28 protein-coding genes are annotated in these 25,982 nt (G+C 50.0%); 13 read left to right on the top strand and 15 right to left on the bottom strand.

Annotated elements, in window-relative coordinates:
* Nucleotides 1-10: 10 nt before the first annotated feature.
* The gene (locus ACMHKJ_RS11560) at nucleotides 11-349 is read right to left on the bottom strand and encodes an MDR/zinc-dependent alcohol dehydrogenase-like family protein (protein WP_413494070.1); all 339 of its coding nucleotides are present in this window, start codon (nucleotides 347-349) and stop codon (nucleotides 11-13) included.
* 769 nt (nucleotides 350-1,118) lie between these two features.
* Here ACMHKJ_RS11560 and mreB point away from each other — a divergent pair.
* The 10 genes from mreB (at nucleotide 1,119) to ACMHKJ_RS11510 (ending at nucleotide 13,026) form a co-directional block, all read left to right on the top strand.
* Nucleotides 1,119-2,162 carry a rod shape-determining protein MreB gene (gene mreB / locus ACMHKJ_RS11555; protein ID WP_004236290.1) on the top strand — a complete coding sequence of 348 codons (1,044 nt, stop codon included), beginning with the start codon at nucleotides 1,119-1,121 and terminating at the stop codon, nucleotides 2,160-2,162.
* Nucleotides 2,163-2,275: 113 nt separating this feature from the next.
* Nucleotides 2,276-3,409 carry a rod shape-determining protein MreC gene (gene mreC, locus ACMHKJ_RS11550; RefSeq protein ID WP_413494069.1) on the top strand — a complete coding sequence of 378 codons (1,134 nt, stop codon included), beginning with the start codon at nucleotides 2,276-2,278 and terminating at the stop codon, nucleotides 3,407-3,409.
* Nucleotides 3,406-3,894 carry a rod shape-determining protein MreD gene (mreD, locus tag ACMHKJ_RS11545; protein WP_067425443.1) on the top strand — a complete coding sequence of 163 codons (489 nt, stop codon included), beginning with the start codon at nucleotides 3,406-3,408 and terminating at the stop codon, nucleotides 3,892-3,894. The genes mreC and mreD overlap by 4 nt, the downstream gene beginning before the upstream one ends.
* A gap of 47 nt (nucleotides 3,895-3,941) precedes the next feature.
* On the top strand, nucleotides 3,942-4,553 hold the full coding sequence (locus ACMHKJ_RS11540) for a Maf family protein (RefSeq protein WP_413494067.1): 612 nt from the start codon (nucleotides 3,942-3,944) through the stop codon (nucleotides 4,551-4,553).
* Entirely contained in the window at nucleotides 4,550-6,019 is a 1,470-nt protein-coding gene (rng, locus tag ACMHKJ_RS11535) for a ribonuclease G (protein WP_413494065.1), read from the top strand. The genes ACMHKJ_RS11540 and rng overlap by 4 nt, the downstream gene beginning before the upstream one ends.
* Nucleotides 6,020-6,161: 142 nt before the next feature.
* Nucleotides 6,162-9,935 (top strand): AsmA2 domain-containing protein YhdP, encoded by a 3,774-nt coding sequence (yhdP, locus tag ACMHKJ_RS11530; RefSeq protein ID WP_413494063.1) that lies wholly within the window; start codon nucleotides 6,162-6,164, stop codon nucleotides 9,933-9,935.
* Nucleotides 9,935-10,792 (top strand): deaminated glutathione amidase, encoded by an 858-nt coding sequence (nit1, locus tag ACMHKJ_RS11525; protein ID WP_067366895.1) that lies wholly within the window; start codon nucleotides 9,935-9,937, stop codon nucleotides 10,790-10,792. The genes yhdP and nit1 overlap by 1 nt, the downstream gene beginning before the upstream one ends.
* Nucleotides 10,793-10,795: 3 nt before the next feature.
* Nucleotides 10,796-12,241: a metalloprotease TldD gene (tldD, locus tag ACMHKJ_RS11520; RefSeq protein ID WP_067366898.1), complete on the top strand. Its 1,446-nt coding sequence runs from the start codon at nucleotides 10,796-10,798 to the stop codon at nucleotides 12,239-12,241.
* Nucleotides 12,241-12,708 carry a ribonuclease domain-containing protein gene (locus ACMHKJ_RS11515; protein ID WP_413494060.1) on the top strand — a complete coding sequence of 156 codons (468 nt, stop codon included), beginning with the start codon at nucleotides 12,241-12,243 and terminating at the stop codon, nucleotides 12,706-12,708. Before tldD ends, ACMHKJ_RS11515 begins: the two co-directional genes overlap by 1 nt.
* A gap of 3 nt (nucleotides 12,709-12,711) precedes the next feature.
* Complete coding sequence (locus ACMHKJ_RS11510; RefSeq protein WP_413494058.1) at nucleotides 12,712-13,026, top strand: barstar family protein; 315 nt, start codon at nucleotides 12,712-12,714, stop codon at nucleotides 13,024-13,026.
* On the opposite strand, the gene yjgA is transcribed toward ACMHKJ_RS11510, so the two are convergent.
* Entirely contained in the window at nucleotides 13,023-13,571 is a 549-nt protein-coding gene (gene yjgA / locus ACMHKJ_RS11505; protein ID WP_067367300.1) for a ribosome biogenesis factor YjgA, read from the bottom strand. The genes ACMHKJ_RS11510 and yjgA overlap by 4 nt on opposite strands.
* Before the next feature lie 173 nt (nucleotides 13,572-13,744).
* Between yjgA and pmbA the strand changes: the two genes are divergently transcribed.
* Entirely contained in the window at nucleotides 13,745-15,085 is a 1,341-nt protein-coding gene (gene pmbA / locus ACMHKJ_RS11500) for a metalloprotease PmbA (RefSeq protein WP_413494056.1), read from the top strand.
* 186 nt (nucleotides 15,086-15,271) lie between these two features.
* A complete protein-coding gene (tenpIN, locus tag ACMHKJ_RS11495; RefSeq protein WP_413494054.1) occupies nucleotides 15,272-15,778 on the top strand; it encodes a type III toxin-antitoxin system TenpIN family toxin in 507 nt (168 codons plus the stop codon).
* Between the two features lie 36 nt (nucleotides 15,779-15,814).
* On the opposite strand, the gene ACMHKJ_RS11490 is transcribed toward tenpIN, so the two are convergent.
* The 13 genes from ACMHKJ_RS11490 to ACMHKJ_RS11430 form a co-directional block, all read right to left on the bottom strand.
* Complete coding sequence (locus tag ACMHKJ_RS11490; protein ID WP_263317262.1) at nucleotides 15,815-15,946, bottom strand: hypothetical protein; 132 nt, start codon at nucleotides 15,944-15,946, stop codon at nucleotides 15,815-15,817.
* Nucleotides 15,947-16,056: 110 nt separating this feature from the next.
* A complete protein-coding gene (gene rnk / locus ACMHKJ_RS11485) occupies nucleotides 16,057-16,467 on the bottom strand; it encodes a nucleoside diphosphate kinase regulator (RefSeq protein WP_413494051.1) in 411 nt (136 codons plus the stop codon).
* Nucleotides 16,468-16,657: 190 nt separating this feature from the next.
* A complete protein-coding gene (gene npr, locus ACMHKJ_RS11480; protein WP_067366910.1) occupies nucleotides 16,658-16,930 on the bottom strand; it encodes a PTS phosphocarrier protein NPr in 273 nt (90 codons plus the stop codon).
* A gap of 3 nt (nucleotides 16,931-16,933) precedes the next feature.
* A complete protein-coding gene (rapZ, locus tag ACMHKJ_RS11475; RefSeq protein ID WP_067401368.1) occupies nucleotides 16,934-17,785 on the bottom strand; it encodes an RNase adapter RapZ in 852 nt (283 codons plus the stop codon).
* Nucleotides 17,786-17,855: 70 nt separating this feature from the next.
* Nucleotides 17,856-18,323, bottom strand: coding sequence for a PTS IIA-like nitrogen regulatory protein PtsN (gene ptsN, locus ACMHKJ_RS11470; protein WP_413494049.1), 468 nt, complete (start codon nucleotides 18,321-18,323; stop codon nucleotides 17,856-17,858).
* 126 nt (nucleotides 18,324-18,449) lie between these two features.
* A complete protein-coding gene (hpf, locus tag ACMHKJ_RS11465) occupies nucleotides 18,450-18,737 on the bottom strand; it encodes a ribosome hibernation promoting factor (RefSeq protein WP_413494047.1) in 288 nt (95 codons plus the stop codon).
* 23 nt (nucleotides 18,738-18,760) lie between these two features.
* Complete coding sequence (gene rpoN / locus ACMHKJ_RS11460; RefSeq protein ID WP_413494045.1) at nucleotides 18,761-20,197, bottom strand: RNA polymerase factor sigma-54; 1,437 nt, start codon at nucleotides 20,195-20,197, stop codon at nucleotides 18,761-18,763.
* A gap of 25 nt (nucleotides 20,198-20,222) precedes the next feature.
* Nucleotides 20,223-20,948, bottom strand: a complete 726-nt coding sequence (gene lptB / locus ACMHKJ_RS11455; RefSeq protein WP_413494043.1) for an LPS export ABC transporter ATP-binding protein — start codon at nucleotides 20,946-20,948, stop codon at nucleotides 20,223-20,225.
* A gap of 6 nt (nucleotides 20,949-20,954) precedes the next feature.
* Complete coding sequence (gene lptA / locus ACMHKJ_RS11450; protein WP_413494041.1) at nucleotides 20,955-21,491, bottom strand: lipopolysaccharide ABC transporter substrate-binding protein LptA; 537 nt, start codon at nucleotides 21,489-21,491, stop codon at nucleotides 20,955-20,957.
* Nucleotides 21,472-22,053 carry an LPS export ABC transporter periplasmic protein LptC gene (lptC, locus tag ACMHKJ_RS11445; protein WP_413494039.1) on the bottom strand — a complete coding sequence of 194 codons (582 nt, stop codon included), beginning with the start codon at nucleotides 22,051-22,053 and terminating at the stop codon, nucleotides 21,472-21,474. The genes lptA and lptC overlap by 20 nt, the downstream gene beginning before the upstream one ends.
* A gap of 40 nt (nucleotides 22,054-22,093) precedes the next feature.
* Complete coding sequence (gene kdsC / locus ACMHKJ_RS11440; protein ID WP_413494037.1) at nucleotides 22,094-22,657, bottom strand: 3-deoxy-manno-octulosonate-8-phosphatase KdsC; 564 nt, start codon at nucleotides 22,655-22,657, stop codon at nucleotides 22,094-22,096.
* Nucleotides 22,658-22,666: 9 nt separating this feature from the next.
* Nucleotides 22,667-23,635: an arabinose-5-phosphate isomerase KdsD gene (gene kdsD / locus ACMHKJ_RS11435; RefSeq protein ID WP_413494035.1), complete on the bottom strand. Its 969-nt coding sequence runs from the start codon at nucleotides 23,633-23,635 to the stop codon at nucleotides 22,667-22,669.
* A gap of 46 nt (nucleotides 23,636-23,681) precedes the next feature.
* Complete coding sequence (locus tag ACMHKJ_RS11430; protein ID WP_413494033.1) at nucleotides 23,682-24,644, bottom strand: calcium/sodium antiporter; 963 nt, start codon at nucleotides 24,642-24,644, stop codon at nucleotides 23,682-23,684.
* A 529-nt stretch (nucleotides 24,645-25,173) separates the two neighbouring features.
* On the opposite strand from ACMHKJ_RS11430, the gene mlaF reads away from it, so the two are divergent.
* A complete protein-coding gene (gene mlaF / locus ACMHKJ_RS11425; protein WP_413494031.1) occupies nucleotides 25,174-25,977 on the top strand; it encodes a phospholipid ABC transporter ATP-binding protein MlaF in 804 nt (267 codons plus the stop codon).
* Nucleotides 25,978-25,982: the final 5 nt, after the last annotated feature.

Raw genomic sequence — 25,982 nt, 5'->3', positions numbered from 1 at the left:
TGTGTGACGACTATCCGCGGATGTTAACCAATGTCCGGCCGGTGATGGTATTGCTCATAAGTTTTTCTGCGTAACGGACGGCGTCAGATAAAGATATTTCTGTCGCTGCCTGTAAATAGTAGTCTGCCGGCAGGTTTTTTAACAAACGAGCCCGGATTTCAGAACATTTTTCTGTAGGTTCGCTCACAGAATCCATGATCTGAAGACGGACATTACGTAAAATAAACGGCATCACTGTTGTCGGTAATGTAAATCCGCAGGCCGCCACAGCGGCGTTATAGTGCATCTGTGCAGGCAGATTGGCAAGTATCTGTCCGCCGGTTGTGTCCGCAGCTCCCGCCGGGAGCACTTAACTTCTCCCGCAGCGGTTGTGCCGTATCCACATCGTTAACGGCGGCAGTCAGTATATTATTGCCTTGCTCAGGTACCAGAGCTTTCATCTCCGACTTCATTTTTGGTATGAGGGAACAGATATCATTATTTTGGTATCAACCTCTTAATGTAGAGGACATAACCCGGGTGAGTACTGACAGTCACAAGATTATGACCCGCAAAAAAGAAAGGTTATATTTATTTATAGTATTATTTTGAGATTATTCCGAATAAAAGGTACTGTGGATACGCCATAATCTGGCCGCCCGTCCGGGGTTTTTTCCGGTTTATTCGTGATTTATCCACATATTTTAATCTGAGTCCGGGCCTGATGGTTTCTGCCCGATTGTAAGATTGCGTATATTATATAAAATCCGGTTGAACTTGACGTAAAGTGACGGGTCAACTGTACGACAGTTTCTCATCAGGGATAACGTTTGCATAACGGATATCGCCGGTTTTCGATGAGAATCATGTGTGAAAATTTAAAATCCGGAGATAATAACCGGATTTTTATTACTAATTTTAGTCCGTCTATGCGTATTTCATCAAATTATGAGAAAAAGTCTGCATTTTTGTGCAGCTTTATACTGCGTAGCGTATAAAAATTATCTAGAATAGACCGCTTCCCCTATGTGGTGTGGACACGCTGCTGGCAAGGTGCATGTGCGGCTTGTCGCAAAAAACGTGGTTGGTAAAATAGACGGTTTTATTTCCGTCCCCGGCTTGCAGGATTATCCTTTTGTATGTTTAAAAAAATTCGTGGCATGTTTTCCAACGACTTGTCTATTGACCTGGGTACTGCCAATACCCTGATTTATGTCAAAGGACAAGGTATTGTGCTTGATGAACCGTCTGTTGTGGCTATCCGTCAGGATCGCCCCGGCTCCACCAAGAGTGTTGCGGCAGTCGGGCATGAAGCTAAGCGGATGCTGGGGCGTACCCCCGGTAATATTGCAGCAATCCGTCCGATGAAAGACGGTGTTATCGCTGACTTTTTTGTAACTGAGAAAATGCTTCAGCATTTTATCAAACAGGTTCACAGCAACAGCTTTATGCGTCCGAGCCCGCGTGTTCTGGTGTGTGTACCGGTTGGTGCCACTCAGGTTGAGCGCCGCGCTATCCGCGAATCTGCACTCAGTGCCGGTGCCCGCGAAGTCTATCTGATCGAAGAGCCGGTTTCTGCGGCAATCGGTGCCGGTTTGCCGGTATCAGAAGCGACCGGTTCAATGGTGGTGGATATCGGTGGTGGTACAACAGAAGTTGCTGTTATCTCTCTGAACGGCGTGGTGTATTCCTCCTCTGTCCGCATCGGTGGTGATCGCTTTGATGAAGCCATCATTAATTATGTGCGCCGTAACTACGGTTCACTGATTGGTGAAGCAACGGCTGAGCGCATCAAACACGAAATCGGTTCTGCATATCCGACTGACGAAGTGCTTGAAATCGAAGTTCGCGGCCGTAACCTGGCTGAAGGTGTTCCGCGTGGTTTCACGTTGAATTCCAACGAAATTCTGGAAGCATTGCAGGAGCCGCTGACAGGTATTGTCAGTGCGGTGATGCTGGCGCTGGAACAGTGCCCGCCGGAGCTGGCGTCTGATATTTCCGAACGTGGTATGGTGCTGACCGGTGGTGGCGCACTGCTGCGTAATTTAGACCGTCTGCTGATGGAAGAAACCGGGATTCCGGTGATTGTTGCAGAAGATCCGCTGACGTGTGTTGCACGCGGTGGTGGTAAAGCACTTGAGATGATCGACATGCACGGCAGCGATCTTCTTAGTGAAGAATAAGCGAACTCCCGTTCGTTCAATACTGCAAGCCGGGGGAGTTCGCTCCCTCTGCTCGCCGGATACACCCTCTGTCTGCCCGGACAGAATTACTGTAGCGCCTTGTATCGCAATCTATGAAGCCGATTTTTAGCCGGGGGCCTTCCCTTCAGATTCGCATTATTATCGCGGTTATTTTTGCCATCGGATTTATTGTGGTTGATAACCGGGTTGATGCGTTTACCAAAGTCCGTAACTATCTGGATACGGCGGTCAGTCCGTTCTATTTTTTAGCTAACGGCCCGCGTCAGTTACTTGATGGTATTTCGGATAACTTTGCAACACGCCAGCAACTGGAATTTGAAAACCGGGCATTGCAGCAGGAACTGCTGGTTAAAAACAGCCAGAATCAGTTGCTTGAACAGTTTAAACAGGAAAATGCCCGCCTGCGTGAATTGCTCGGCTCTCCGTTGCGCCAGGATGAGCACATGATGGTCACCCAGGTGATGTCAGGAGCGAATACACCTTACCGCGATCAGGTGGTAATTGATAAAGGCAGCCGTGATGGTGTGTATAACGGGCAGCCGGTTATCAGTGATAAAGGTGTGGTCGGACAGGTTATTGCTGTCTCTCAGCTGACCAGCCGCGTATTGCTGATTTGCGATACAACACATGCACTCCCTATTCAGGTATTGCGTAATGACATCCGCGTTATTGCATCCGGTACCGGATGCAATGATGATTTACAGCTTGAGCCGCTGCCGAACAATATTGATATCCGTGTCGGGGATGTCCTGGTCACATCCGGTCTTGGCGGACGTTTCCCTGAAGGCTATCCTGTCGGGATTGTCTCTGCGGTGAAGGTTGATAATCAGCGCGCGTATACCATTATCAGTGCCAAACCGACGGCTGATCTCCAGCGGTTGCGTTACCTTCTTTTATTATGGGGCGGGGATGGTAATCCGCGTGATCCTTCCGGCCCGTCTGAAGTCTACCGTGCGGCAAATGAACGCATCATGCAGGTCATGCCGCAGGTGGTGCCGCCTATTATGGCCCCGGCACCGGAAAGCACGCCGGACAGTGCTGTGCCGCCGGTAGTACAACCTGCAGTACAACCAAAACCAGCAGTGCAACCTAAGCCTGTACAGCCAAAACCGGCTCAGCCGAAGCCGGTCCGTCCGGCACAACCTGCTGTGCCGCCTGCCGCTCAGGATACACCGGATACCGCAGACACTGCACCTGCCCGTCAGCTGAGAATGAAACCGCAATGAATACCTACCGGGGACAGAACCGGATTATCATCTGGATCTCATTTCTGATAGCGCTTGTGCTGCAAATCATGCCGTGGCCGGAACAACTGCAATTTTACCGTCCGTCCTGGGCGATGCTGTTTCTTATTTACTGGGTGATGGCGCTGCCACACCGGGTCAGTGTCGGCTCTGCTTTTTTTCTCGGTATGATGATTGATCTGATTGAAGGATCCACGCTCGGCGTGCATGCACTGAGCTTATCGATTGTCACTTATCTGGTGGCGTTCAAGCATCAGTTACTGCGTAATATGGCACTGTGGCAGCAGTCACTGGTGATTATGGTATTGTCGGCACTGATGCAGTTCTTTGTTTTCTGGTCAGAATTTCTGCTGTCAAACATTGTGTTTCATCCGGAAGTCTTCTGGAACAGTCTGGTCAATGGTATCTTATGGCCATGGATTTTTTTATTATTGCGTAAGACGCGCCGTCACTTTTCTGTTCATTAATAAGGGAACGGCGGCGTAATACGTTAACAAAACGTCAGGACGCCTGAATGCTGCCGATTTACCTTGCTTCAACTTCTCCCCGCCGTCGGGAACTCATTAAACTGCTGAATGTGCAATGTGAAATACTGTCACCCTGTATTGATGAAATTCGCCGGGACGGTGAATCTGCGCCTGCTTATGCGGAGCGTCTGGCACGGGAAAAATCACAGGCAGGCGTCTTGCTGGCGACAGAAGAGCGGCCGGTTATCGGCTCGGATACCATTGTGGTACTCGACGGCGAAGTTCTGGAAAAACCCCGCGATGAAGCCCATGCTTTCGCTATGCTCAGCGCACTGTCCGGTCATACGCATCAGGTGATGACGGCTGTTGCGGTTTCCGATCGTTTTCGTACCCTCAGCATCCTGATTGTGACAGATGTGACTTTCCGCCGGTTATCTGATTGTGAAATAAAAGAATATATTCAATCCGGTGAGCCGATGGATAAAGCGGGTGCTTATGGCATTCAGGGGCTTGGCGGGCGTTATGTCCGGAAAATTAATGGTAGCTATCATGCCGTAGTGGGATTACCGTTAGTGGAAACCGAAGAATTGATTAAGCGGTACACGGAAACCCTGAACGGGACTGTACCGGCACACTTAGATGGAAAAGAAATACCATGACAGCCGAACTTTTAGTCAACGTGACCCCGTCTGAAACACGAGTGGCTTATATTACAGGCGGGATCCTTCAGGAAATTCATATCGAACGCGAAGCAAAACGCGGCATCGCCGGTAATATCTATAAAGGGCGTGTGAGCCGGGTGCTGCCCGGGATGCAGGCGGCCTTTATCGATATTGGCATGGATAAAGCCGCGTTTTTGCACGCCTCTGACATTATTCCGCATACAGAATGTATTGCCGGTGATGAGCAGGAAAAATTCCGTACCCGCGATATCGGGGAGTTGGTGCATCAGGGGCAGGATCTGATTGTCCAGGTGGTGAAAGATCCGCTGGGCACTAAAGGCGCGCGTCTGACCACGGATATCACACTGCCTTCCCGTTATCTGGTCTTTATGCCCGGTGCTTCCCATGTGGGGGTTTCCCAGCGCATTGAAAGTGAAGAAGAGCGCGAGCGGCTGAAAAATATTGTCTCCGGCTATTGTGATGAGCAGGGCGGATTTATTATCCGCACAGCAGCAGAAGGGGTCGGCGAAGAAGAGCTGACATCTGATGCGGCGTTTCTCAGACGCCTGTGGACAAAAGTTATCCAGCGCAAAAAACGCAATACCACGCGCACCAAAATTTATGGTGAGTTGGCACTCGCTCACCGCATTCTGCGTGACTTTGCCGGTGAATCACTCGACCGGATCCGCATCGATTCCCGCCTGAGTTTCAGTGATCTGCAGGAGTTTGTGGATGATTATATTCCGGAAATGACCGCAAAACTGGAGCTGTACCAGGGCAGCCAGCCAATTTTTGATCTCTATGATACCGAAAACGAGATCCAGCGGGCGATGGAACGAAAAGTCGAAATGAAATCAGGTGGTTACCTGATTATCGATCAGACAGAAGCGATGACAACAATCGACATCAATACCGGTGCATTTGTGGGACACCGGAATCTGGAAGAAACGATTTTTAATACCAATATTGAGGCAACTCAGGTAATTGCCCGCCAGTTACGGCTGCGCAATCTCGGTGGTATTATTATCATTGATTTTATTGATATGACGGATGCGGATCATCGTCGGCGGGTACTCAGTTCTCTGGAGCAGGCGCTGTCGAAAGATCGTGTGAAAACGACTATTAATGGTTTCTCTCAGCTCGGGCTGGTGGAAATGACCCGCAAACGTACGCGGGAAAGCCTCGAGCATGTTTTATGTGAGAAATGTCCGGCCTGTCAGGGCCGGGGAAATGTCCGCTCCGTGGAAACGGTCTGCTATGAAGTCCTGCGGGAAATTGTCCGTGTTCACCGGTTGCTGGATGTTGATCGCTTCCTGGTGTATGCCTCTCCGGCGGTGGCAGAAGCCTTGCAGGGTGATGAATCCCATGCACTGGCGGAAGTGGAAATTTTTGTCGGCAAGCAGGTACAGGTCCGCGCAGAACCACTCTACAGCCAGGAACATTTTGATGTGGTGATGATGTAATATACCCAACGTCATTCAGGATGCAGCTTTGCTTCGAACCTGCAGTTTGAATGAATAAGGGTATAGATTAGCGGTATGTTACCGGATATGAGACAGTGTCCTGTATCGCCGGCCTTGACAGCAGCAGGGAGAAGGGGAGCCAGTGAGGCGACTGCCAAAGGTTTTGTTTACATGTGTTGTTGTGATTGTGATTGCTGCTGCTCTGTTACTGGGCGGTCTGCGTTATCTATTGCCTCAGATTAATGAATACCGCCCGCAAATCGAAGAAACACTCTCTGAAATGACCGGTGCGACAGTCAGGATCGGTGAAATCAGCGGACGCTGGCAGGGTTTTGGTCCTGTACTGACTATCCGCGACCTGACGGTTACCAGTGATGAAGCAGATATATCAGCCGAAAAAATCAATCTGTCTCTGGATATCTGGCGCACCTTGTTCCGCTTTAGTGTCAGTTTTCGTGACCTGACATTCTGGCATATGAATGTGGATTACAAATCCCCTCTCAGCAGTGACGGCGGCAATTTTGAGCCGGATGCCATCTCTTCTCTCTGGCTGGAACGCTTTGATAATTTTGACCTGCGTGACAGTGAGATCCGTTTTCTTACCCCGTCCGGCGACCCCGCTACCTTAGTGGTTTCCCGCCTCTCCTGGCTTAATCAGACCAGGCGCCACCGGGCACAGGGCGAAGTCCGGCTCTCATCCGTGAATAACCCGCGCGGCTGGTTACAGGTACGCCTGGATCTGCGGGATGTGAATGGTCTGCTGGATGAAGGTATGGTGTATCTCCAGGCGGATGAAATTGATATGACGCCGTGGTTCAGCCGCTGGCTGCGGGATAACACCGGACTGAACGAAGCCCGCTTCAGTCTTGCCGGCTGGATGACAGTTGAGCGCGGGACAATCACCCGCGGGCTGGTGCAACTGAATACCGGCGAGGCGGACTGGCTGGTCGGCAAAGACAGACACACGCTGGAAGTCCGCGACCTGGTTGTGCGCATGCGCCGTCAGGGCGAAGGCTGGCTGTTTAATATTCCGGAGCTGTTTAACCTCAAAACAGACGGACAGCAGTGGCCGGAAGGTAATTTATCACTGCTTTATATCCCCGCATCAGAAAAATATCAGGGTAATCAACATCTGCGTATCCGCGCAAACAATATTGAACTTGCCCGGCTGAGTAGCATTGTGCCGACATTCTCTTTCCTGACGAATGATGATGTCAGAGCCTGGCAGAACCGCGACCCGTCCGGGTTGATTCAGGATTTCGCTCTTGATATCACGCCTGCCACCCCGGAAACGCTGGATCTGGACGTCGCCTGGCAGGATGTGAGCTGGAAGCCGTGGGGCGGGCTGCCGTCAGTCTCTCACTTCAGCGGGCTGCTGCGCGGAGACAGAGCAAAAGGCATTATGCGTTTCGCCCTTGCGGACAGCGTGGTGGACTATCGTCCGATGTTTACCGCACCGCTGACTGTTTCGCAGAGTGGCGGACAAATTCAGTGGCGCAATACCGACGGTGATTTCAGTGCCTGGAGTGATAATTTAGATCTGCGATCCGGCGCATTATGGACAAACGGACACTTCCGTTATCAGCAAAATAAAGAAGGTCCGCCGTCACTCGGGATCCTGGCAGGTGTCCGCCTGACGGACGCCGGAGAAGCCTGGCGCTACTTCCCTGTCCCGCTGATGGGTGAACATCTCAATGAATACCTGACACAGGCGCTGATTGCCGGGAAAGTGGAAGACGCCACGGTAATTTTTCAGGGAGATCCTGCTGATTTTCCGTTCCGCAAAAATCAGGGACAGTTTCAGATATGGGTGCCGCTGCGTGATGCCACATTCAAATACGATCCGGACTGGCCTGCGCTGATGGATGTGGATGTCGATCTGAATTTTCATAATCATGGGTTATGGATGACGGCTCCGCAGGCAAAACTGGGTAACGCAACAGCACGGAACCTGAAGGCGGATATTCCGGACTTTACGATTGAGCGCCTTTATATTAAGTCAGATATTGAAGGGAAAGGAGAGTCGCTGGGGAACTATTTTGATCAGACCCCGATGAAAGACTCCATCGGCAATACCCTGAAACAGCTGAAAATTGGCGGCAGTATCAACGGTAACCTAAACCTGGAAATTCCGCTCAATTTTGATGAAATGGTGCGGGCGACCGGTGAGGTCCGCCTGAAAAATAATACTATTGATGTCGTGCCGCTCGCCAGTACGCTGCATGATGTCTCCGGGCTGTTCCGTTTTGATAACGGCGACCTGGAAAGTGATCGCATTACTGCGCGCTGGTTCGGACAGCCGCTGAATATTGACTTCACAACCAAAGAAAATCCGAAAGATTTTGCGGTTAATATCGCACTGAACGGCAACTGGCAGATGAAAGGGATTGATGGCCTTCCTGACGTTGTAAAACAGCATGTAAATGGATCGTTTCCGTGGACGGGAGAGGTGAAAATTGCGCTCCCGCAAAAAGGGGAAGTTAGTTATACGGTTGATCTGGATGGTAAAACAGGAAATCTGACCAGCAGCACGCTGCCTGCAATCCGGCGCTGGGCGGCTGACACCGGCACACTGAATATTCATGCCACAGGAACAGAGCACACACTGAAAGCGGGGGGAACGCTCGGAAAATCCCTCAGTTTCCTGACAGACTGGACACTCGGCGATATTCTGACTCTGCGCGGTGCCGCTATCCGTCCGGGAACAAAAGTACCGGAAAAAATCACACCGGATACCATCAGTATTGCGTTGCCGGCGGTGACGGGTGAGCACTGGGTCGGCGCACTGGCTGCTGCAGGGCAAAGTCATGAATCGCCTGCATCACTGAAACTGCCGGGGAATATTGATATTTCAGCGCCAAGTCTGGATTTTGCCGGACAACGCTGGAATCAGATAAAACTGCGCATCCACCCGCAGGAAAATGGCTGGCTGCTGAGTGCGGACGGAAAGGAGCTGCGTGGTGATATCCGCCTCCCGCCATCAGGACCGTGGCAGGCAAGCATTGATTATCTTTATTATAATCCGGACTCAATTGAGAACGCGTTACCGAAATCTCAGCGCAGTGAGCAGACCAAAACAGATTACCGGGTCGCAAGCTGGCCGGCAATCACGTTGCGCTGTGAGGCGTGTTGGGTCGGCGGGTTGAATATCGGTACGGTGAACGCCAAGGTTTATCCTGAAAATAATACCCTGGTTCTGGATGCGGCATCGGTGAAAAACAGTGCCAGTGAACTGACTGTCAGCGGGCGCTGGGATGCGGGTCTTACTCCGCTATCGCACTTTAAAGGTCAGTTTAAAGGGCCGGTATTTGATAATATGGCTGCCTACTTCGGGGTTCTGGTGCCGATCACCGGTTCGCCGTTTACTGTGGATTTTGACCTGAACTGGCGTGATGTGCCGTGGTCGCCTGATGTGGCCTCACTGAACGGTATTATTAACACCTCACTGGGGAAAGGTGCCATAGAACGCATGGGTGGCGGAAATGCCGGAAAACTACTGCGGCTGGTCAGTTTTGATGCATTATTGCGTAAGTTACAGCTGGATTTTACCGATACCTTCAGTAATGATTTTGTTTTTGACAGCATACGCGGCAAAGGTGTCATCAAAGAGGGTATTCTGAGTACGAATGATACCCGCGTGGATGGTCTGATGGCGGATATCAGTTTTGATGGTTCGATTTATCTTGTGGAGCGTCGCATTGATATGTCGGTGGTAGTCACACCGGAATTGTCTGCGACAGTCGGGGTGGCAACCGCGTTTGTTGTCAATCCGATAGCCGGAGCGGCGGTCTTTGTTGCCAGTAAGGTACTGGGCCCGCTCTGGAGTAAAATTTCGGTGATACGTTATCACCTGAGCGGCAGTTTAGAAGAGCCTAAGATAGATGAAGTTTTGCGTCAGTTAAAGGAGACTCAGTAATGAAAAACGCAAATGTGGCACTATTACAATTGTGCAGCGGCACAAATACCAAACACAATTTGGCGCAAATCGAACAACAGATCAAACAACTGCCTGATAATATCAAATTGGTCATGACGCCGGAAAATGCCCTTATTTTTGCCTCGGGCAATACTTATCATAAATATGCGGAAACCCAGGGTGACGGGCCGTTGCAGAGTGCCGTGGCTGATATGGCGCGCCGTTATGGTGTCTGGATCCTGATTGGCTCTATGCCGCTGATAAGCCGTGAAGATCCGCAGCGCATTACTGCCAGCAGTATTTTGTTTGATGATAAGGGCGACATTAAAGCCCGTTACGACAAAATTCATATGTTTGATGTGAATATTGACGACGAACAGGGTTCTTATAACGAATCCAAAATTTTCCAGCGCGGTGAGCACATCACGGTAGTGGATACCCCGGTAGGACGCCTCGGCATGACTATCTGTTATGATCTGCGCTTCCCGGGCCTGTTCCAGGCACTGCGTGAGCAGGGTGCAGAGATTATTTCTGTCCCGGCGGCGTTTACCCGTCTGACCGGAAAATCACACTGGGAGCCGTTACTGCGCGCCCGTGCGATTGAAAACCAATGCATTATTCTCGCACCGGCTCAGGTTGGTGTACATGGCACCCGCCGTACATGGGGACACTCCATGGTGGTTGATGGCTGGGGTAAAGTCGTGAAGAAAAATCCGGATGCGGTCGCGGCGATTGAAGCGGATATTCGTCCGGAAAGCTTAACATCAATGCGCGAGCAGATCCGTGTGGTCAAACACAACCGGTTCCGTCCTCAGCTGACCTCGCTGATTGAGAAAAAAACGACAGGTAAAGAGTAAATTATGAGTTTTTCAACTGTTAGCAACGATCTGCTGACCGCCAATGGTCTTGATGAACAGGATCTGTTTTCTGTGCTCACTCAGTTGGCTGATCGTCATATTGATTACGGCGATCTCTATTTCCAGAACAGCTTCCATGAAGCCTGGATACTGGAAGATAAAATTATTAAAAACGGCTCTTATAATATCGACCAGGGTGTCGGGATCCGTGCCGTCAGCGGTGAGAAAACCGGATTTGCCTATTCGGATCAGATAAGCCTCACTGCATTACAGCAGAGTGCTTCTGCGGCGCGCAGTATTGTGCGTGAGCAGGGAAATGGTCAGGTTCAGGCACTGAGTCGTGTGAATAACACTGCGCTGTATGCCGCACTCGACCCGCTGCGTTCTATGCCGCGTGAAGAGAAAATTGCGCTGCTGCACCGTCTTGACCGTGTGGCGCGGGCAGAAGATCCCCGCGTTCAGGAAGTGAATGCCAGCCTGACCGGTGTCTATGAAGAAGTGCTGATTGCCGCAACCGACGGCACGCTGGCGACGGATATCCGTCCGCTGGTGCGACTTTCTGTCAGCGTGCTGGTGGAAGAGGACGGTAAACGCGAACACGGCGGCAGCGGCGGCGGTGGTCGTTTTGGTTATGACTATTTCCTCGGTACAGAAGACGGTGAAGTCCGCGCTGATAATTTTGCCCGTGAAGCTGTGCGTATGGCGCTGGTTAATCTCTCTGCGGTTGCCGCTCCGGCAGGTTCAATGCCTGTGGTTCTGGGTGCAGGCTGGCCGGGTGTGTTATTGCATGAAGCTGTCGGACATGGACTGGAAGGTGATTTTAACCGCCGTAATTCCTCTGTATTCAGCGGAAAAATAGGTCAGCAGGTCACATCAACACTGTGTACGATCGTCGATGACGGCACCATCAGCGATCGCCGCGGCTCACTGGCAATTGATGATGAAGGCGTGCCGGGTCAATACAACGTATTGATCGAAAACGGTATTCTGAAAGGGTATATTCAGGACAAACTGAATGCGCGCCTGATGGGTGTTGCGCCGACCGGTAACGGCCGCCGTGAATCCTATGCTCATATGCCGATGCCGCGTATGACCAACACCTATATGCTGGCGGGTGAATCATCGCCGGAAGAGATTATCGCAAGCGTGAAAAATGGTCTGTATGCCCCGAATTTCGGCGGCGGTCAGGTGGATATCACGTCCGGGAAATTTGTCTTTTCCACATCGGAAGCGTATCTCATTGAAAACGGTAAAATTACCAAACCGGTGAAAGGGGCGACACTGATTGGCTCGGGTATTGAAGCCATGCAGCAGGTCTCGATGGTCGGTAATGATCTGAAACTGGATAAAGGCGTGGGTGTCTGCGGAAAAGAGGGGCAGAGCGTCCCTGTCGGCGTCGGACAGCCTACGCTGAAGCTTGACAGTATCACAGTCGGCGGTACGGCGTAATGATGCAGAAGTACGGCACGCTGGTGATTGTCCTGATCGTTGCCGTTTCTGCCTGGCTGGCGGGGTTACCGGGACAATTTATTGATACCCGCCCGTCAGAGCCGGTCCCGCAACGTACAGAACAACCGCAGGCAATTGATGCACTGACGGAAAAATCCCGCGTGGTTCGTTATGTGCAGCAGCACCAGCAGTTACCGGATTACTATGTGACAAAAAAAGCGGCACGGAATGCGGGCTGGCAGCCATCAAAAGGCGATCTTTGCGAGGTGATACCGGGTAAAGCTATCGGCGGTGATCGTTTTGGTAACCGTGAAAAAGGCTTGCCGGATGCCCCTGCGCGGCAGTGGTTTGAAGCAGATATTAATTATAACTGCGGACACCGCGGCAGTGATCGCCTGCTCTACTCAAATGACGGGCTGATTTATGTGACAACAGATCATTACCGCTCATTTCAGAAGGCAGGATAATGCATGACGGCTGAGACAAACACGGCTGAGATAAACACCGTACATTTTGATTTCCGCATAATCCGGACCACAGAGGATTTTTATCAGCAGTTTTGCGATAAATTTCAGTTTGTTGCGGGTTTTGGTCATAACACGGATGCATTATGGGATATGTTAACGGGCGAAATTGAGTTGCCTGTAACGCTGGTGTTTGAGCATATTACTGCGCGTCAGCGGCGGTTGTTCTCGGCGGTGATTGCCACCTGCCGTGATGCAGAGGAAGAGTGGCCGGGGGATATTCAGCTGATACTGACCCCCCTGACCATGCGGACGGATTAAGCGGTTTCAGCCAGTTCTTTCAGATACTGGAACAGCTGGCGGTACGCTTTCGGGGGTTTATTCCCTTCGCGCTCTTTTTTCGCATTACGGATAAGTGAGCGCAGTTGCTGACGATCAAGGTGCGGGAACAGATCGATAGCTTCTTCTGCCACACTGTCGTCACCGGTAACCAGACGATCACGCAGATCTTCCAGCTTGTGCAGCAGAACGACCTGCTGGTTATGGCGGTTTTTCAGTTTATCCAGTGCCGTGATGATGGGATCCATGTCACGGGAGCGCATTAGTTTACCGATGAGCTGTATCTGACGGCGGAGGCCTTCACGTTTGATTTTTTGTGCCAGCAAAATGGCATCGAGTAATTGTTCATCCAGCGGAATTCGTTCCAGCTGTACTTTACTTAACGCAACCAGTTCGGCCCCGAGTTTTTTCAGGATTTCCGCATCGCGTTTGATTTCGCTTTTGCTGACCCAGATAATCTCGTCGTCTTCTTCTTCCTGAGGAAGGGCTTCGGGTTCTTCAAACCAGGTTTCAGGCTGCTTTGCCATAATTTGTATTCCTGTGGCGAAACACAGAGCAGCATGAAGCCGGATGATCTCTGTGTTTGTGAGTGTTAACATTCGTATATTGGCTATTGTAACCGGGGAAAAGGCCGGATAACACCTATTAGCTACCTGATTGGCTGAACGGCCCCTTAATTTATTAGATTGGAACCTGATTGATGAATATCACTTCTCAGATTATGGCGCAACGTACGCGTCTTGAACAGGCAGTTCAACAGGCATTGAGTATTGCACAAAAAGGCTGTGACAGTGCAGAAGTTGCTGTCAGCAGAACCACCGGCATGAGTGTCAGCACCCGTATGGGTGAGGTGGAAAACGTTGAATTTAACAGTGATGGCGCGTTAGGGATAACGGTTTATCATAACCAGCGCAAAGGCAGTGCCTCTTCCACAGATTTAAGCGACGATGCAATTGCCCGCACGGTACAGGCCGCCATTGATATTGCAAGATACACATCAGAAGATCCTTTTGCGGGTCCGGCTGACCGTGACTTGCTGGCATTTGACGCACCTGATCTGCAACTATTTTATCCGGCAGAGGTCAGCGCGGACCAGGCGATAGAATACGCCGCAAATGCAGAAAAAGCTGCACTGAGTGCCGATCCGCGCATTACCAATACCGAGGGCGGCAGTTTCAACAGCCACTGTGGGATCCGTGTTTTTGGTAACACGCTTGGGATGTTACAGAGCTATTGCAGCACCCGTCACTCAATGTCAGCCAGCGTGATCGCCGAAGAAAACGGGGATATGGAGCGTGACTACGCTTACACTATCGCCCGCAAACTTGAGGATTTACAGTCTGCTGAATGGGTCGGAAAAGAGTGCGCACGCCGTACATTATCACGCCTGGCACCGCGTAAGCTGGCAACCCAAAAAGCGCCGGTTATTTTTTCACCGGAAGTTGCCACCGGGCTGTTTGGTCATCTGGTGGGCGCTATCAGTGGTACATCAGTTTACCGCAAATCAACCTTTTTACTCGACAGCCTCGGCAAACAGATCCTGCCGGACTGGCTGACTGTCCGCGAGCTGCCGCATGTGATTGGCGGGCTGGCTTCAACGCCGTTTGACAGCGAAGGTGTCCGTACACAGGACCGCCTGATTATCGAAAATGGTGTTCTGACTAACTGGCTGATGACAACTTACGCTGCGCGGAAACTGGGGCTGAAAAGTACCGGGCACGCAGGCGGGATCCATAACTGGCATATTGCCGGACAAGGGATGGGCTTTGATGCCATGCTCAAAGAGATGGGCACCGGGCTGGTTGTGACAGAGCTGATGGGACAGGGCGTCAGCGGTATTACCGGTGACTATTCACGCGGTGCATCCGGTTTCTGGGTGGAAAATGGCGAGATTCAGTATCCGGTCAGTGAAATCACGATTGCCGGTAATCTGAAAGACATGTGGGCGAATATGATTGCCACCGGGGATGATATCGAAACCCGCAGCAACATCCAGTGCGGCTCTGTCTGGCTGCCGGAAATGAGTATCGCCGGGCAGTAAATAAGCGCGTGCTTTTTCCGGGTTCTTATGCAATATTACCCATGTAGTTTGTGGCGGTAGGAATATCCCCACGTTAAAAACCTGAATTCCTTGTTTGTAGTGGTGGTAGGAATATCCCCACGTTAAAAACCTAAATTCCTTGTATGACTACATGAAAAACCCTGACATTTACGTCAGGGTTTTTTTATGCCGGAAAGAAACATAGCGATGAAATTATTAAAGTTAGATAGTTCATTTTACGAAGATAATCCCGTTATCAGAGAAGCACTTGATTTTGATGCTAAAACACTATCATGGGGGAGATCTGATAATAAAAGACGGGGACATGGAATTGTCAAAATCACACTAAGTAACCTGGTTTTTGCTATACCTGTACGCTCCAATATCAGACACAATGATTGTTTTATTATTGAAATTGACCATTCTGAATCAGACGGAAGGGGAATGGGGCTTGATTATACGAAAGCGATGTTAATCAGAGATATCACTCATATCAGTGATGAGCCATTCTTACTGAAAAATAAAGTTTCCGGTAAAAAATTGCTTGGAAAAGAAGAACATATTGAAAAACAATTTTCTAAGTATATTGACAGGTATATCGCAGCAGTACTGAAGTGTGATGAAAATATCCTGCGGCGTTATCGCTTCGCAACATTGATTAATTATCATCCGGAGTTAGGGTTAAACAGATAATCCTGGTCGCCTGCTTTTTGCGACTGATGCCAAATCTTACATCATCAGCATAGCAATACTTTGACAGACAAAGGTAACCTGACTTTCAAACCCGAACAGCAGAGGGAAAGAGAACTCAGACATCGGCGCAGGCAGGCCAAAAAGGTAAGCAAGGCTAAAGGCAGACATAGTATCTCCGTACTGAAAAGGATATACCGGCATCATGCATCAAAGAAGGGAAAAACGGAAGCTGCGCCCGCAGGTAAAAAGAAAGCGGACGCAGAGTCGGCTAAAGCAGATTAGCGGTGTAATTCACCGGCGGCTTCAGGCTGATAGATAATCTCTAATACTTTGATGCGCGCAGAATCACCGTTCGGCATTTTCCATGAAATCTCGGTACCGACAGAAAGGCCGAGTAACGCCGCGCCCATCGGTGCCATAACGGATAATTGCTCGGCGCTGTCTTTGAGTGATGCCGGATACACCAGGGTGCGGATGCTCTCTTTTTCATTCGACAGATCGATAAAACGGATACGGCTGTTCATCGTGACCACATTGGCAGGGATTTCTTCCGGAGGAAGAATATCAGCGCGATCTAACTCGTCATTTAATGCAGCCGCTATGGCGCTGTCCGCGTAAGCCGGTTGTTCCAGCAGCTTATCCAGACGCTCTGCATCCAGTTCATTAATAATTATGTTGGGTTTATTCATACCACACTCCGAATCATTTCCAATACAAAAGAACACCCCACACCAGAAGGAGGGGGTGCTCTTTTGAGAATTAATCTGATAGTAGGCTGTTCTCCCCTGAAAAGAAAGAGATCAGGATCACGAACCATCAGGCTGCGTGAGTGAAACAGCGTATCAGTTTTTTTTAAGTAAAATATTCCGTTTAGTATAGCTAATCTTCATCAAAACCTGAATCGAAAAGGGAAATAATTGCCTCAATCGCTAAATTCTCATCAGGCCCTGTCGCTTCCACTTCAATAATACTGCCCTGTTCAGAATCGAGCATCAGCATCGCCAGTACACTGTCTGCGCGGGCTTCTTCATTTTGTTTATTGCGAAAGATAACCGTTGAACGGAATGTCTGGATCAGTTCAACCAATTTCATTGCCGGCCGGGCGTGAAGCCCCAGCCGGTTTTTAATCTCAACCTGACAACGGATCGTCATGGATTATTTCCGTTTTTCCAGCGTACGATGACGCGATTGCACGTTTTTACCCCGTGAACGGAAATAGTCTGCCAGTTGCTCCGCGACATATACAGAGCGGTGCTTCCCGCCGGTACAGCCGATAGCAACAGTCAGATAGCTGCGGTTGTTGGTTTCCAGCATCGGCAGCCACAGTTCCAGATAGCTGCGGGTCTGATAAATAAAGTTATGCACCTCAGTGTGGCGGTCAAGGAACGCCGCCACCGGTTTATCCAGCCCGGTCATCGGCCGCAGTTTCGGATCCCAGTGCGGGTTCGGCAAAAAGCGGACATCAAACACATAATCAGCATCAATAGGAATGCCGTGTTTGAAACCGAAGGACTCGAACACCATCGTCAGCTCGCGTTCGCGTTTGCCGAGGATCCGGGTTCTCAGCATTTCTGCCAGCTCATGTACTGACATCTCTGAGGTATCGATAATCAGGTCTGCCCGTGAGCGAAGCGGCTCCAGCAGGTCACTCTCCTCGTCAATCGCACTTTCCAGTGACAGATTTTTGCTGGAAAGCGGATGCAGGCGCCTTGTATCACTGTAACGGCGGATAAGCGTATTACGATCCGCATCCAGGAAAAGCAGTTGTGGTGAGAAACTGGCCGGTAACCTGGTCAGGGCTTCTTCAAAGACTTCCGGAGATTCAGGCATATTCCTGACGTCAATACTCACAGCGGCAGAAATGTCGCGTGCTGTCAGGGTGTCAGCAAGTGCCGGTAACAGGGTCACCGGCAGGTTGTCGACACAATAGAAACCCATATCTTCCAGCGCCCGCAGGGCAACGGATTTACCCGAACCGGAACGGCCGCTGACAATCATCAGCACCATGAGGGGACTCCCTATCGTTTCTCTTTCAATGGCATATTGCCATTATCTCATTGTCGTTAGCCGGCTGATATCATTCCGTGATGATACTGTACAGCTCTTCATCGCTTTGCGCCTGACGAAGACGGCGGCAGAGCGTTTTATCCGCAAGTTTTTTTGCGACTAACGACAGTGTGTGCAAATGGGTCTGACACTGGTCAGAAGGAACAAACAAGGCAAACAGGATGTCCACATTCTGATTGTCAATCGCATCAAACGCGATAGCGTGTTCCAGGTGTAAAAATACACCACAGGCTTTATGCGCCTCGTTGCAGTCCAGTTTTCCGTGCGGAATAGCAATCCCGCCGCCGATACCGGTTGTCCCGACTTTTTCCCGTGTGAGGAGTGCCTCAAACAGCGTGCTTTCCGGCAGGTTCAGTGCCGTGGCTGCCAGCTCACTGATTATTTCCAGTGCACGTTTTTTGCTGGTGCAGTGAATATTATTGCGCGTGCAACTGATACTCAGTACATCGCTCAGGGACAAATTTGCTTCGTTATTCATTTCATTGTTCACTTAGGATCAGAATCCCGGATGCCAGGATGACAGCCGGGATCAGATTACTTCTTTTTTCTGAGAAAATTTAAAATACCCGCTTGCTTATGTTCATGTTCAAACACGCAGACACTGTTAATGGTTTCTCAGTTTTTCTTTATGTTTTGATAACTGACGACCCAGCTTTTCAGCCATTTCATCAATTGCAGCATACATGTCATCTTTTTCCGCTGACGCGTGAAGATCCGCACCGTTTACCTGAGCCGTTGCCTCTGCAATTTTACTGACTTTCTCAATCCGCAGAGTCACCTGGACGCTGTTGATTTTATCGAAAAACTGCTCCAACTTTTTACATTTCGTCGTGATAATCTCACGCAGTGCTTCTGTAATTTCAACGTTGTGGCCAGTAATTTGTAATTCCATAGTGTCTTCCTTCTCAAATAGTATCAGATCAGCTGCTTGCGCTGATTTGAGGGCGGGATGGATAACGACTCACGATATTTCGCGACAGTGCGTCTGGCTACCTGAATGCCCTGCTCGGCAAGTATGTCGGTCAGCTTACTGTCACTGAGTGGTTTTACCGGATTTTCAGCGGCAACCAGTTTTTTCACCAGAGCACGGATGGCCGTGGAGGAGGCTTCGCCCCCGCTGTCGGTACTCACATGGCTGGAGAAAAAATACTTCAGTTCAAAAATACCCCGCGGACTGTGCAGAAATTTTTGCGTGGTAACACGGGAAATTGTTGATTCATGCATCTCAACCCGCATGGCAATATCAGCCAGCACCATGGGTTTCATATATTCGGCACCGTGCTCAAAGAAGGCCTGTTGCTCTTCAACGATGCAGGTAGAGACCCTGAGCAGGGTGTCGTTCCGGCTTTCCAGACTTTTAATGAGCCACTTTGCTTCCTGCAAATTGTTACGGATAAACTGACTGTCACTTTCATTGCGGGTCCGCGAACCTAACGCGGCATAATGGCTGTTCACCCGCAGACGGGGAAGGCTGTCTGAGTTGAGCTCAACGGCCCACTGCTCCCCGTGCTTTCTGACAAGGACGTCAGGAATAACATACTCTGATTCACCGGTGTTGACTACCAGACCCGGACGCGGTTCCATGGTCTGAATCAGATCAATGGCAGATTTTAGTGCGTCTTCTTTTAATTTTGTTACCCGCCCCAGCGTACGGAAGTCCCGGTTTCCCAGCAATCCCAGATGTTTATCCACAATCACAAGCGCGTCTTTCAGGCTTGGTGTGGTTTCCGGCAACATTTTCAGCTGAACCATCAGGCATTCACGCAGATCACGCGCACCAACGCCGACGGGATCAAAACGCTGGATGCGTTTGAGCACGGCTTCGACATCTTCGGTGGTAACCTCATCATCCCCGATACTCAGGCGGATATCTTCCACCGGCACAGTCAGATAGCCGGTCTCATCAATGGCATCAATAACGGAGAAAGCAATTGCCGCGTCGGTTTCGGTAAAGGGTGTCAGGCGGGCCTGCCAGATAAGATAATCTTGCAATGTTTCAGTGGTTTCGCCCTGATAGAGCGGAAGTTCATCATCACTGTAGTCACTGCCGGTACCGGATGGCGAGCCGGCAGTGTAAATTTCGTCCCACTGTGTATCCAGCGGAAGATCTTCAGGCAGTGCGGTTTGCTCAAGTGCCTCAACGCTGTCCATTTCTTTCAGTGTTTCAGCACCAGCCGGCGTGTCTATTTCCTGCTCATTATCATCGAGTTCCAGAAGCGGATTAGATTCCAGCGCCTCGCGGATCTCCTGCTGAAGTTCCAGCGTGGAGAGCTGCAACAAACGGATAGCCTGCTGAAGTTGTGGCGTCATCGCCAGTTGCTGGCTGAGTTTTAGTTGCAGACTCTGCTTCATTGCGGACACGGGCTCCTTACGGAAATTACAGGCGGAAACCTTCGCCTAAATAAACACGTTTAACCTGCTCATTATTCAGAATGGACTCCGGTGTACCGTGGGCTATCATGTGACCCTGGCTGACAATATACGCCCGTTCACAGACATCCAGGGTTTCCCGGACGTTATGGTCGGTGATAAGAACACCGAGTCCGTAATCACGTAAATGCTGAATAATTTTTTTAATATCAAGTACCGAAATCGGGTCAACGCCGGCAAAAGGTTCGTCCAGCAGAATAAATTTCGGATTCGCTGCCAGTGCGCGGGCAATTTCCACACGCCGCCGCTCCCCGCCGGAGAGTGACTGACCGAGGCTGTCGCGCAGATGGCTGATATGAAACTCTTCCATCAGCTCTTCCGCCCGGTCCCTGCGTTCATCATTGTTCAGGTCGTTGCGGATTTCAAGCACCGCCATCAGGTTTTGCCACACCGTCAGACGACGGAAAATAGAGGCTTCCTGCGGCAGATAACCAATACCTTTGCGGGCGCGTTCGTGCAGCGGCAGCAGTGTGATATCTTCATCATCAATACTTATCTCCCCTGCATCACGGGGAATAATTCCCACAACCATATAGAATGTGGTGGTTTTCCCGGCACCGTTCGGTCCGAGCAGCCCGACGATTTCGCCGGAACTGACTTCGAGAGTGACATCCTCGACGACCTTACGCCCTTTGTAGGCTTTGGCTAATTTGCTTGCAATTAATTTTGCCATAAATCGTTACTTACCTTTCTGACCGGTTGCGGCCGGGCCTTTTTCCTGAAGCTGTGACGGCAGCAGAACGGTCGTTACCTGTTTGCCTTTGTCACTGAATGCCTGCATTTGTTGTGTCGGCACAACATAGGTGATTCTGTCACCGCTGATATTGCTGTCTAACTGTTCCAGATACGCATTTCCGGTGAGTGTGACCAGCTCGGTTGCCATCTCATAACGCATTTTACTGCCACGGCCTTTGATTGGCTTGCCGTTGTCCTGCATCTGATAAAACGTGACCGGATTACCAAATGCCTCGATAACCATTTTATTGGAATCACCGCCCGGACGGGTGACAACCACTTTATCTGCCCGGATATCAATAGAGCCTTGTTTTACCGCCACACCATCTGTAAATGTGGTGATATTTTTCTCTAAATCAAGAGATTGCTTTAACGATGTGACGGTTACCGGCTTCTGTGTATCCTCTTTTAAAGCAAATGCAGGGATACTTACAGTCAGGATCGTCGTTGCTATCAATGTATTAAGGATGTTTGCTTTCATTTGGGATCTCATAGTAAGTCTCTACATCTTTGATCAGTTCCGCATTGCGATGGCGTAAATTTCCCCGCATTTGCATCCCGACGGAGCGCAGTCCGGTGCCCAGAATTGTCACTTTATCATCAGAGCGGACATCCTGGGTTATCAGATTGACTTCAGCATTTTCCGTCGTTATCTGCTGTAACTGTGTATCGGCGGTCAGACTGTTTATCTGCACATCACCATATAAATACAACATTCTGTCATTGGTTAATTTGGCCCGCTTTGAACTGACAGTCCATGTGGCGGTTTTATCAGGGTCATACGTGGTCAGTACCGGATTAGTAAACCATGTAATTTTTTCCTGAGCAAAATTCTGCACATCGTCTGCATTCAGCTTATACGCCAGCAGCCCCGTTGGTTCATACGCCAGGGTTGATGATGTTTTTGTCTTATATGTCGGTGTACCGTCTTCCACAATCTCGCTGTCACCGTCACCCATACGGGATCCTGACAGGTTCCAGCCAAGCAGTCCGAGAACAATAAGGGCTAAAATGATGATCAGCCAAAGCTTAAATTTACTCATGAATTCCTTGGTAAAGCCAGTGTAATCAATGAATTATTATTCAGATGGATAAGCCTTTGGCGTCATCCAGTTTATCTTGTGCCAGCAAAATAAGATCACATAATTCGCGAACCGCACCCCGTCCGCCTGCAATCTGTGTAATATAATCCGCTTTCGGTAATAACAAAGGGTGTGCATCAGCGACGGCGACAGATAACCCGACTTCTGCCATGACCGGCCAGTCAATAAGATCATCACCGATATACGCCACTTCTTCCGGGCGGAGTACCAGTTTATCTAATAGTTCACGATACGCCAAAAGCTTATCACTCTGCCCCTGGTAAAGATGTGTAATTCCAAGTGTAATGGCACGATCTGCCAGTAATTTGGCTTTACGACCGGTAATTATCGCCACTTCCACACCGGAGGTGAGCAGGCAACGGATACCATACCCGTCGCGAACGTTGAACGCCTTCAGCTCTTCCCCGTTATTACCCATATAAATGAGCCCGTCAGACATCACGCCGTCAACATCACAAATGAGCAGACGTATTTTAGCGGCTTTTTCTATCACGGTTTGCTTTATCGCGCCATAGCAGGTGGCGACAGTGGCATTTTGGGTCATGACAAATCCTTATACGACGCCGGCATGAAGTAAATCGTGCATGTGCAGCACACCCAGCAGTTTATCACCTTCCGTGACTAATAATGAGGTGATATGACGTGACTGCATTAAATTCAGTGCTTCAACCGCCAGGGTATTAGGACTGATGCGGATCCCGCCCGGTGTCATAACATCGGCAATCCGGCAGTTATTCAAATCGACTCCGGCATCAAAAATCCGGCGCAGGTCACCATCGGTGAAAATCCCCTGAATCAGCATGTCATCGTCACAAATCACTGTCATACCAAATTTTTTGCGGGTAATTTCGACCAGGGCTTCACGCAATGTGGCATTTTTTGGCACGCGTGGAATGTCATCGCCGGTATTCATTAAATCAGAAACCAGTAACAGCAGTTTACGCCCGAGTGCGCCGCCCGGATGGGAGAGCGCAAAATCTTCTGCGGTAAAGCCGCGGGCCTGTAACAGTGCGATAGCCAGGGCATCGCCCATTACCAAAGTCGCAGTGGTACTGGTGGTTGGCGCCAGTCCCAGCGGGCAGGCTTCCTGCGGAACACTGATGCACAGATGGATGTCTGCTGCTTTTCCCATGGTGCTGTCCGGGTTACCGGTCATGCAGATAAGCGGGATATTCTGACGTTTGATAACAGGTATAAGTGCCTGGATTTCTGAGGATTCACCTGAATTTGAAATCGCAATTATCACATCTTTCGGTGTCACCATGCCGAGGTCGCCATGCGCGGCTTCTCCCGGATGGACAAAGAAAGAGGGTGTGCCTGTGCTGGCAAAGGTTGCCGCAATTTTATGCCCGATATGACCGGATTTTCCCATGCCCATGATGATAACTTTGCCTTCACAGTGAAACATCAGTTCACAGGCGCGGTCAAAATCATTATTGATATACTGCTCGAGTGACGCAAGACCTTCACGTTCAATATGAAGAACACGCTTACCTGCCAGTTGAAAATCAGTTCGGGACATCAGGTTTTTCTCACTTTCAGTGTGTTAATGGCTAAAGCTGTACAGCTTAATAGCCCATAAAGAGGCTTGTCAGCCAGGCAATAAATCCGCCGAGCAGAATAATCCCTTTCAGCCGGTTCAGGCGCTGTTTCCGGCCTGCCGAGAAAAGAACAAAAAGAATACTGGCGGCTATCATAACCCAAAAATCAGACACAAAACTGTGCGCGGTCATCGGAGTGGCAGCTAATATGGCAGGGATACCGGCAACGATTGTGATATTAAATAATGTTGATCCGATAAGATTACCGAGAGCAATATCTTTTTCCCCTTTTACCGCAGCAGCAATCGTAGTGCAAAGCTCCGGCAGACTGGTACCGATTGCCAGGATAGTCAGTCCGGTTATCCGCCCGCTGATGCCAGCATAACGGGTAAAGGCGACCGCATTATCAATCACAATCCGCACAGATACCGGCAAAATCAGTAATCCGGCGACCAGCCACAATAAAGCAATCGGCAGACTATTTTCCTGCGGTAGTTCATGGTTTCGTTCAGTTGTGAAACCGTCATATTGATCACGCCGGGCAATCGAGGCAATTTTTACCACCAGCCAGAGACTTGCCAGCCCCGCAAGCAGCAGAAATCCGCCCTGAACCCGGGTAATGCCGCCCGACCAGAGAAACAGCCCGAAAAGCGCCATCACCGCCAGCATAATCGGTAGCTCGCGGCGCAAAATAGCAGACTGGACACTCATAGGGCGGATCAGTGCCGCTAATCCGGCAATAAGCAGTAAATTGGTAATGTTGGAGCCGATAATAGTGCCGAGTGCCAGAGCCGGTTGCCCCTCAAGTACAGCGCCCGCAGAAATAATCAGCTCAGGTAAAGAGGTACCCAGACCGGCAACAACAATACCAATAATAAACGGGGAAATACCAAGCGCACGGGAAAAAATTGCCGCGCTGTAAACAATCCGGTCAGAGGCATAAACAAGCAATATCAACCCGATAAGTAAAAGGATGCAAGTGAGTAGCATAGCTCTCCTCCGGGCCGGAAATAGTGGATTATGATAAAGTGCAGGGAATGAGGTTATTGTACGGGGTGAGTCGCAAAAGTAAATCCCCGTCATCCTTCCGTCCACAGGCGTGTTGGCCGCGCTCAGATTCCCGGGTCACATACTGGTGTATGCTCCCGGGGATGTCCTCACTTAGCCGCCTTCCTGTGAACGAAATGATTTAGGGGATTGCATGGTTCTTTTGAAAGGGCAAGATTCAGGAAATGGTATTTTTCCTTTAAAAATAAAATTCTGCGGATATTCGGTGGAGGGAAACTGGCGGGAAAATAAAATATAAGTACAATATCCTTTCTGTGGCGGGCGCGAATTTAATATCCTGATACACTTATTTATTACCGCTTTTATCACGATTTTCCGGTAATTCCGGATAATTCAGATATCATCGGCCGCATTTAAAGGCGAAAGTTGCCGCGATTTTTTATATTATGATGGGTCAGTCCGATAAGGTGTTGCGCAAACACGAAAAACATAACGTTAAGGTTGTGAGGTTATGAACCGACAGACGGAAAATATTATTGAGATCCGGAATATGTGCTTCCGGCGCGGGTCGCGCATGCTGTTTAATGATATCAGCATGGATGTGCCGCGTGGCAAAGTAACCGCGATTATGGGACCTTCCGGGATCGGGAAAACCACACTGTTACGCCTGATCGGTGGTCAGTTACGTCCGGACAGCGGCGAAATCTGGTTTGACGGCGACAATATTCCTGCACTTTCCCGCAGTAAACTGTATCAGTCACGCCGCAAAATGAGCATGCTGTTTCAGTCCGGGGCTTTATTTACGGATATGACGGTTTATGACAATGTCGCCTTTCCGCTGCGTGAACATACCCGCCTGACTGAACCGTTGATCCACACCACCGTAATGATGAAACTGGAAGCTGTAGGCCTGCGCGGTGCGGCAAATCTGATGCCGTCTGAACTGTCCGGAGGGATGGCGCGCCGTGCTGCACTGGCCCGTGCTATTTCGCTGGACCCTGATCTTATTCTGTTTGATGAGCCGTTCGTGGGGCAGGACCCGATCACGATGGGCGTGCTGGTCAAATTGATTGATGAGCTTAATCAGGCGCTGGGCGTTACCTGTATCATTGTTTCTCATGATGTACCGGAAGTGCTCAGTATTGCAGATCATGCGTATATTGTGGCGGAGCAGTCTGTGATTGCACAGGGCACAGCGGATGAATTGCAGAATAATACGGAGCCGCGCGTACGCCAGTTCCTGGATGGTATTGCCGACGGACCGGTTCCTTTCCGCTATCCGGCGGGTGATTACCACGCTGATTTATTAGGATAAACGAG

The sequence above is a fragment of the Morganella psychrotolerans genome, from assembly GCF_965118875.1.
Classification (GTDB): Bacteria; Pseudomonadota; Gammaproteobacteria; order Enterobacterales; family Enterobacteriaceae; genus Morganella; species Morganella psychrotolerans_C.
The sequence above is the reverse complement of the archived record's forward strand: the minus strand, read 5'-3'. Positions and strand labels throughout refer to the sequence as shown.

Excerpts from the sequence above, each read along its gene's own strand:
- npr (WP_067366910.1), bottom strand. The coding sequence starts at position 16,930 with ATGACGATCCGTTGTCAGGTTGAGATTAAAAACCGGCTGGGGCTTCAC.
- mreC (WP_413494069.1), top strand. The coding sequence starts at position 2,276 with ATGAAGCCGATTTTTAGCCGGGGGCCTTCCCTTCAGATTCGCATTATT.
- nit1 (WP_067366895.1), top strand. The coding sequence starts at position 9,935 with ATGAAAAACGCAAATGTGGCACTATTACAATTGTGCAGCGGCACAAAT.
- rpoN (WP_413494045.1), bottom strand. The coding sequence starts at position 20,197 with ATGAAGCAGAGTCTGCAACTAAAACTCAGCCAGCAACTGGCGATGACG.
- hpf (WP_413494047.1), bottom strand. The coding sequence starts at position 18,737 with ATGGAATTACAAATTACTGGCCACAACGTTGAAATTACAGAAGCACTG.
- tldD (WP_067366898.1), top strand. The coding sequence starts at position 10,796 with ATGAGTTTTTCAACTGTTAGCAACGATCTGCTGACCGCCAATGGTCTT.
- kdsC (WP_413494037.1), bottom strand. The coding sequence starts at position 22,657 with ATGACCCAAAATGCCACTGTCGCCACCTGCTATGGCGCGATAAAGCAA.
- mreB (WP_004236290.1), top strand. The coding sequence starts at position 1,119 with ATGTTTAAAAAAATTCGTGGCATGTTTTCCAACGACTTGTCTATTGAC.
- tenpIN (WP_413494054.1), top strand. The coding sequence starts at position 15,272 with ATGCCGGAAAGAAACATAGCGATGAAATTATTAAAGTTAGATAGTTCA.
- lptA (WP_413494041.1), bottom strand. The coding sequence starts at position 21,491 with ATGAAAGCAAACATCCTTAATACATTGATAGCAACGACGATCCTGACT.
- mreD (WP_067425443.1), top strand. The coding sequence starts at position 3,406 with ATGAATACCTACCGGGGACAGAACCGGATTATCATCTGGATCTCATTT.
- yjgA (WP_067367300.1), bottom strand. The coding sequence starts at position 13,571 with ATGGCAAAGCAGCCTGAAACCTGGTTTGAAGAACCCGAAGCCCTTCCT.
- ACMHKJ_RS11430 (WP_413494033.1), bottom strand. The coding sequence starts at position 24,644 with ATGCTACTCACTTGCATCCTTTTACTTATCGGGTTGATATTGCTTGTT.
- rapZ (WP_067401368.1), bottom strand. The coding sequence starts at position 17,785 with ATGGTGCTGATGATTGTCAGCGGCCGTTCCGGTTCGGGTAAATCCGTT.
- lptC (WP_413494039.1), bottom strand. The coding sequence starts at position 22,053 with ATGAGTAAATTTAAGCTTTGGCTGATCATCATTTTAGCCCTTATTGTT.
- kdsD (WP_413494035.1), bottom strand. The coding sequence starts at position 23,635 with ATGTCCCGAACTGATTTTCAACTGGCAGGTAAGCGTGTTCTTCATATT.
- pmbA (WP_413494056.1), top strand. The coding sequence starts at position 13,745 with ATGAATATCACTTCTCAGATTATGGCGCAACGTACGCGTCTTGAACAG.
- ptsN (WP_413494049.1), bottom strand. The coding sequence starts at position 18,323 with ATGAATAACGAAGCAAATTTGTCCCTGAGCGATGTACTGAGTATCAGT.
- lptB (WP_413494043.1), bottom strand. The coding sequence starts at position 20,948 with ATGGCAAAATTAATTGCAAGCAAATTAGCCAAAGCCTACAAAGGGCGT.
- mlaF (WP_413494031.1), top strand. The coding sequence starts at position 25,174 with ATGAACCGACAGACGGAAAATATTATTGAGATCCGGAATATGTGCTTC.
- rnk (WP_413494051.1), bottom strand. The coding sequence starts at position 16,467 with ATGAATAAACCCAACATAATTATTAATGAACTGGATGCAGAGCGTCTG.
- ACMHKJ_RS11510 (WP_413494058.1), top strand. The coding sequence starts at position 12,712 with ATGACGGCTGAGACAAACACGGCTGAGATAAACACCGTACATTTTGAT.
- ACMHKJ_RS11515 (WP_413494060.1), top strand. The coding sequence starts at position 12,241 with ATGATGCAGAAGTACGGCACGCTGGTGATTGTCCTGATCGTTGCCGTT.
- ACMHKJ_RS11540 (WP_413494067.1), top strand. The coding sequence starts at position 3,942 with ATGCTGCCGATTTACCTTGCTTCAACTTCTCCCCGCCGTCGGGAACTC.
- rng (WP_413494065.1), top strand. The coding sequence starts at position 4,550 with ATGACAGCCGAACTTTTAGTCAACGTGACCCCGTCTGAAACACGAGTG.
- ACMHKJ_RS11490 (WP_263317262.1), bottom strand. The coding sequence starts at position 15,946 with ATGTCTGCCTTTAGCCTTGCTTACCTTTTTGGCCTGCCTGCGCCGATG.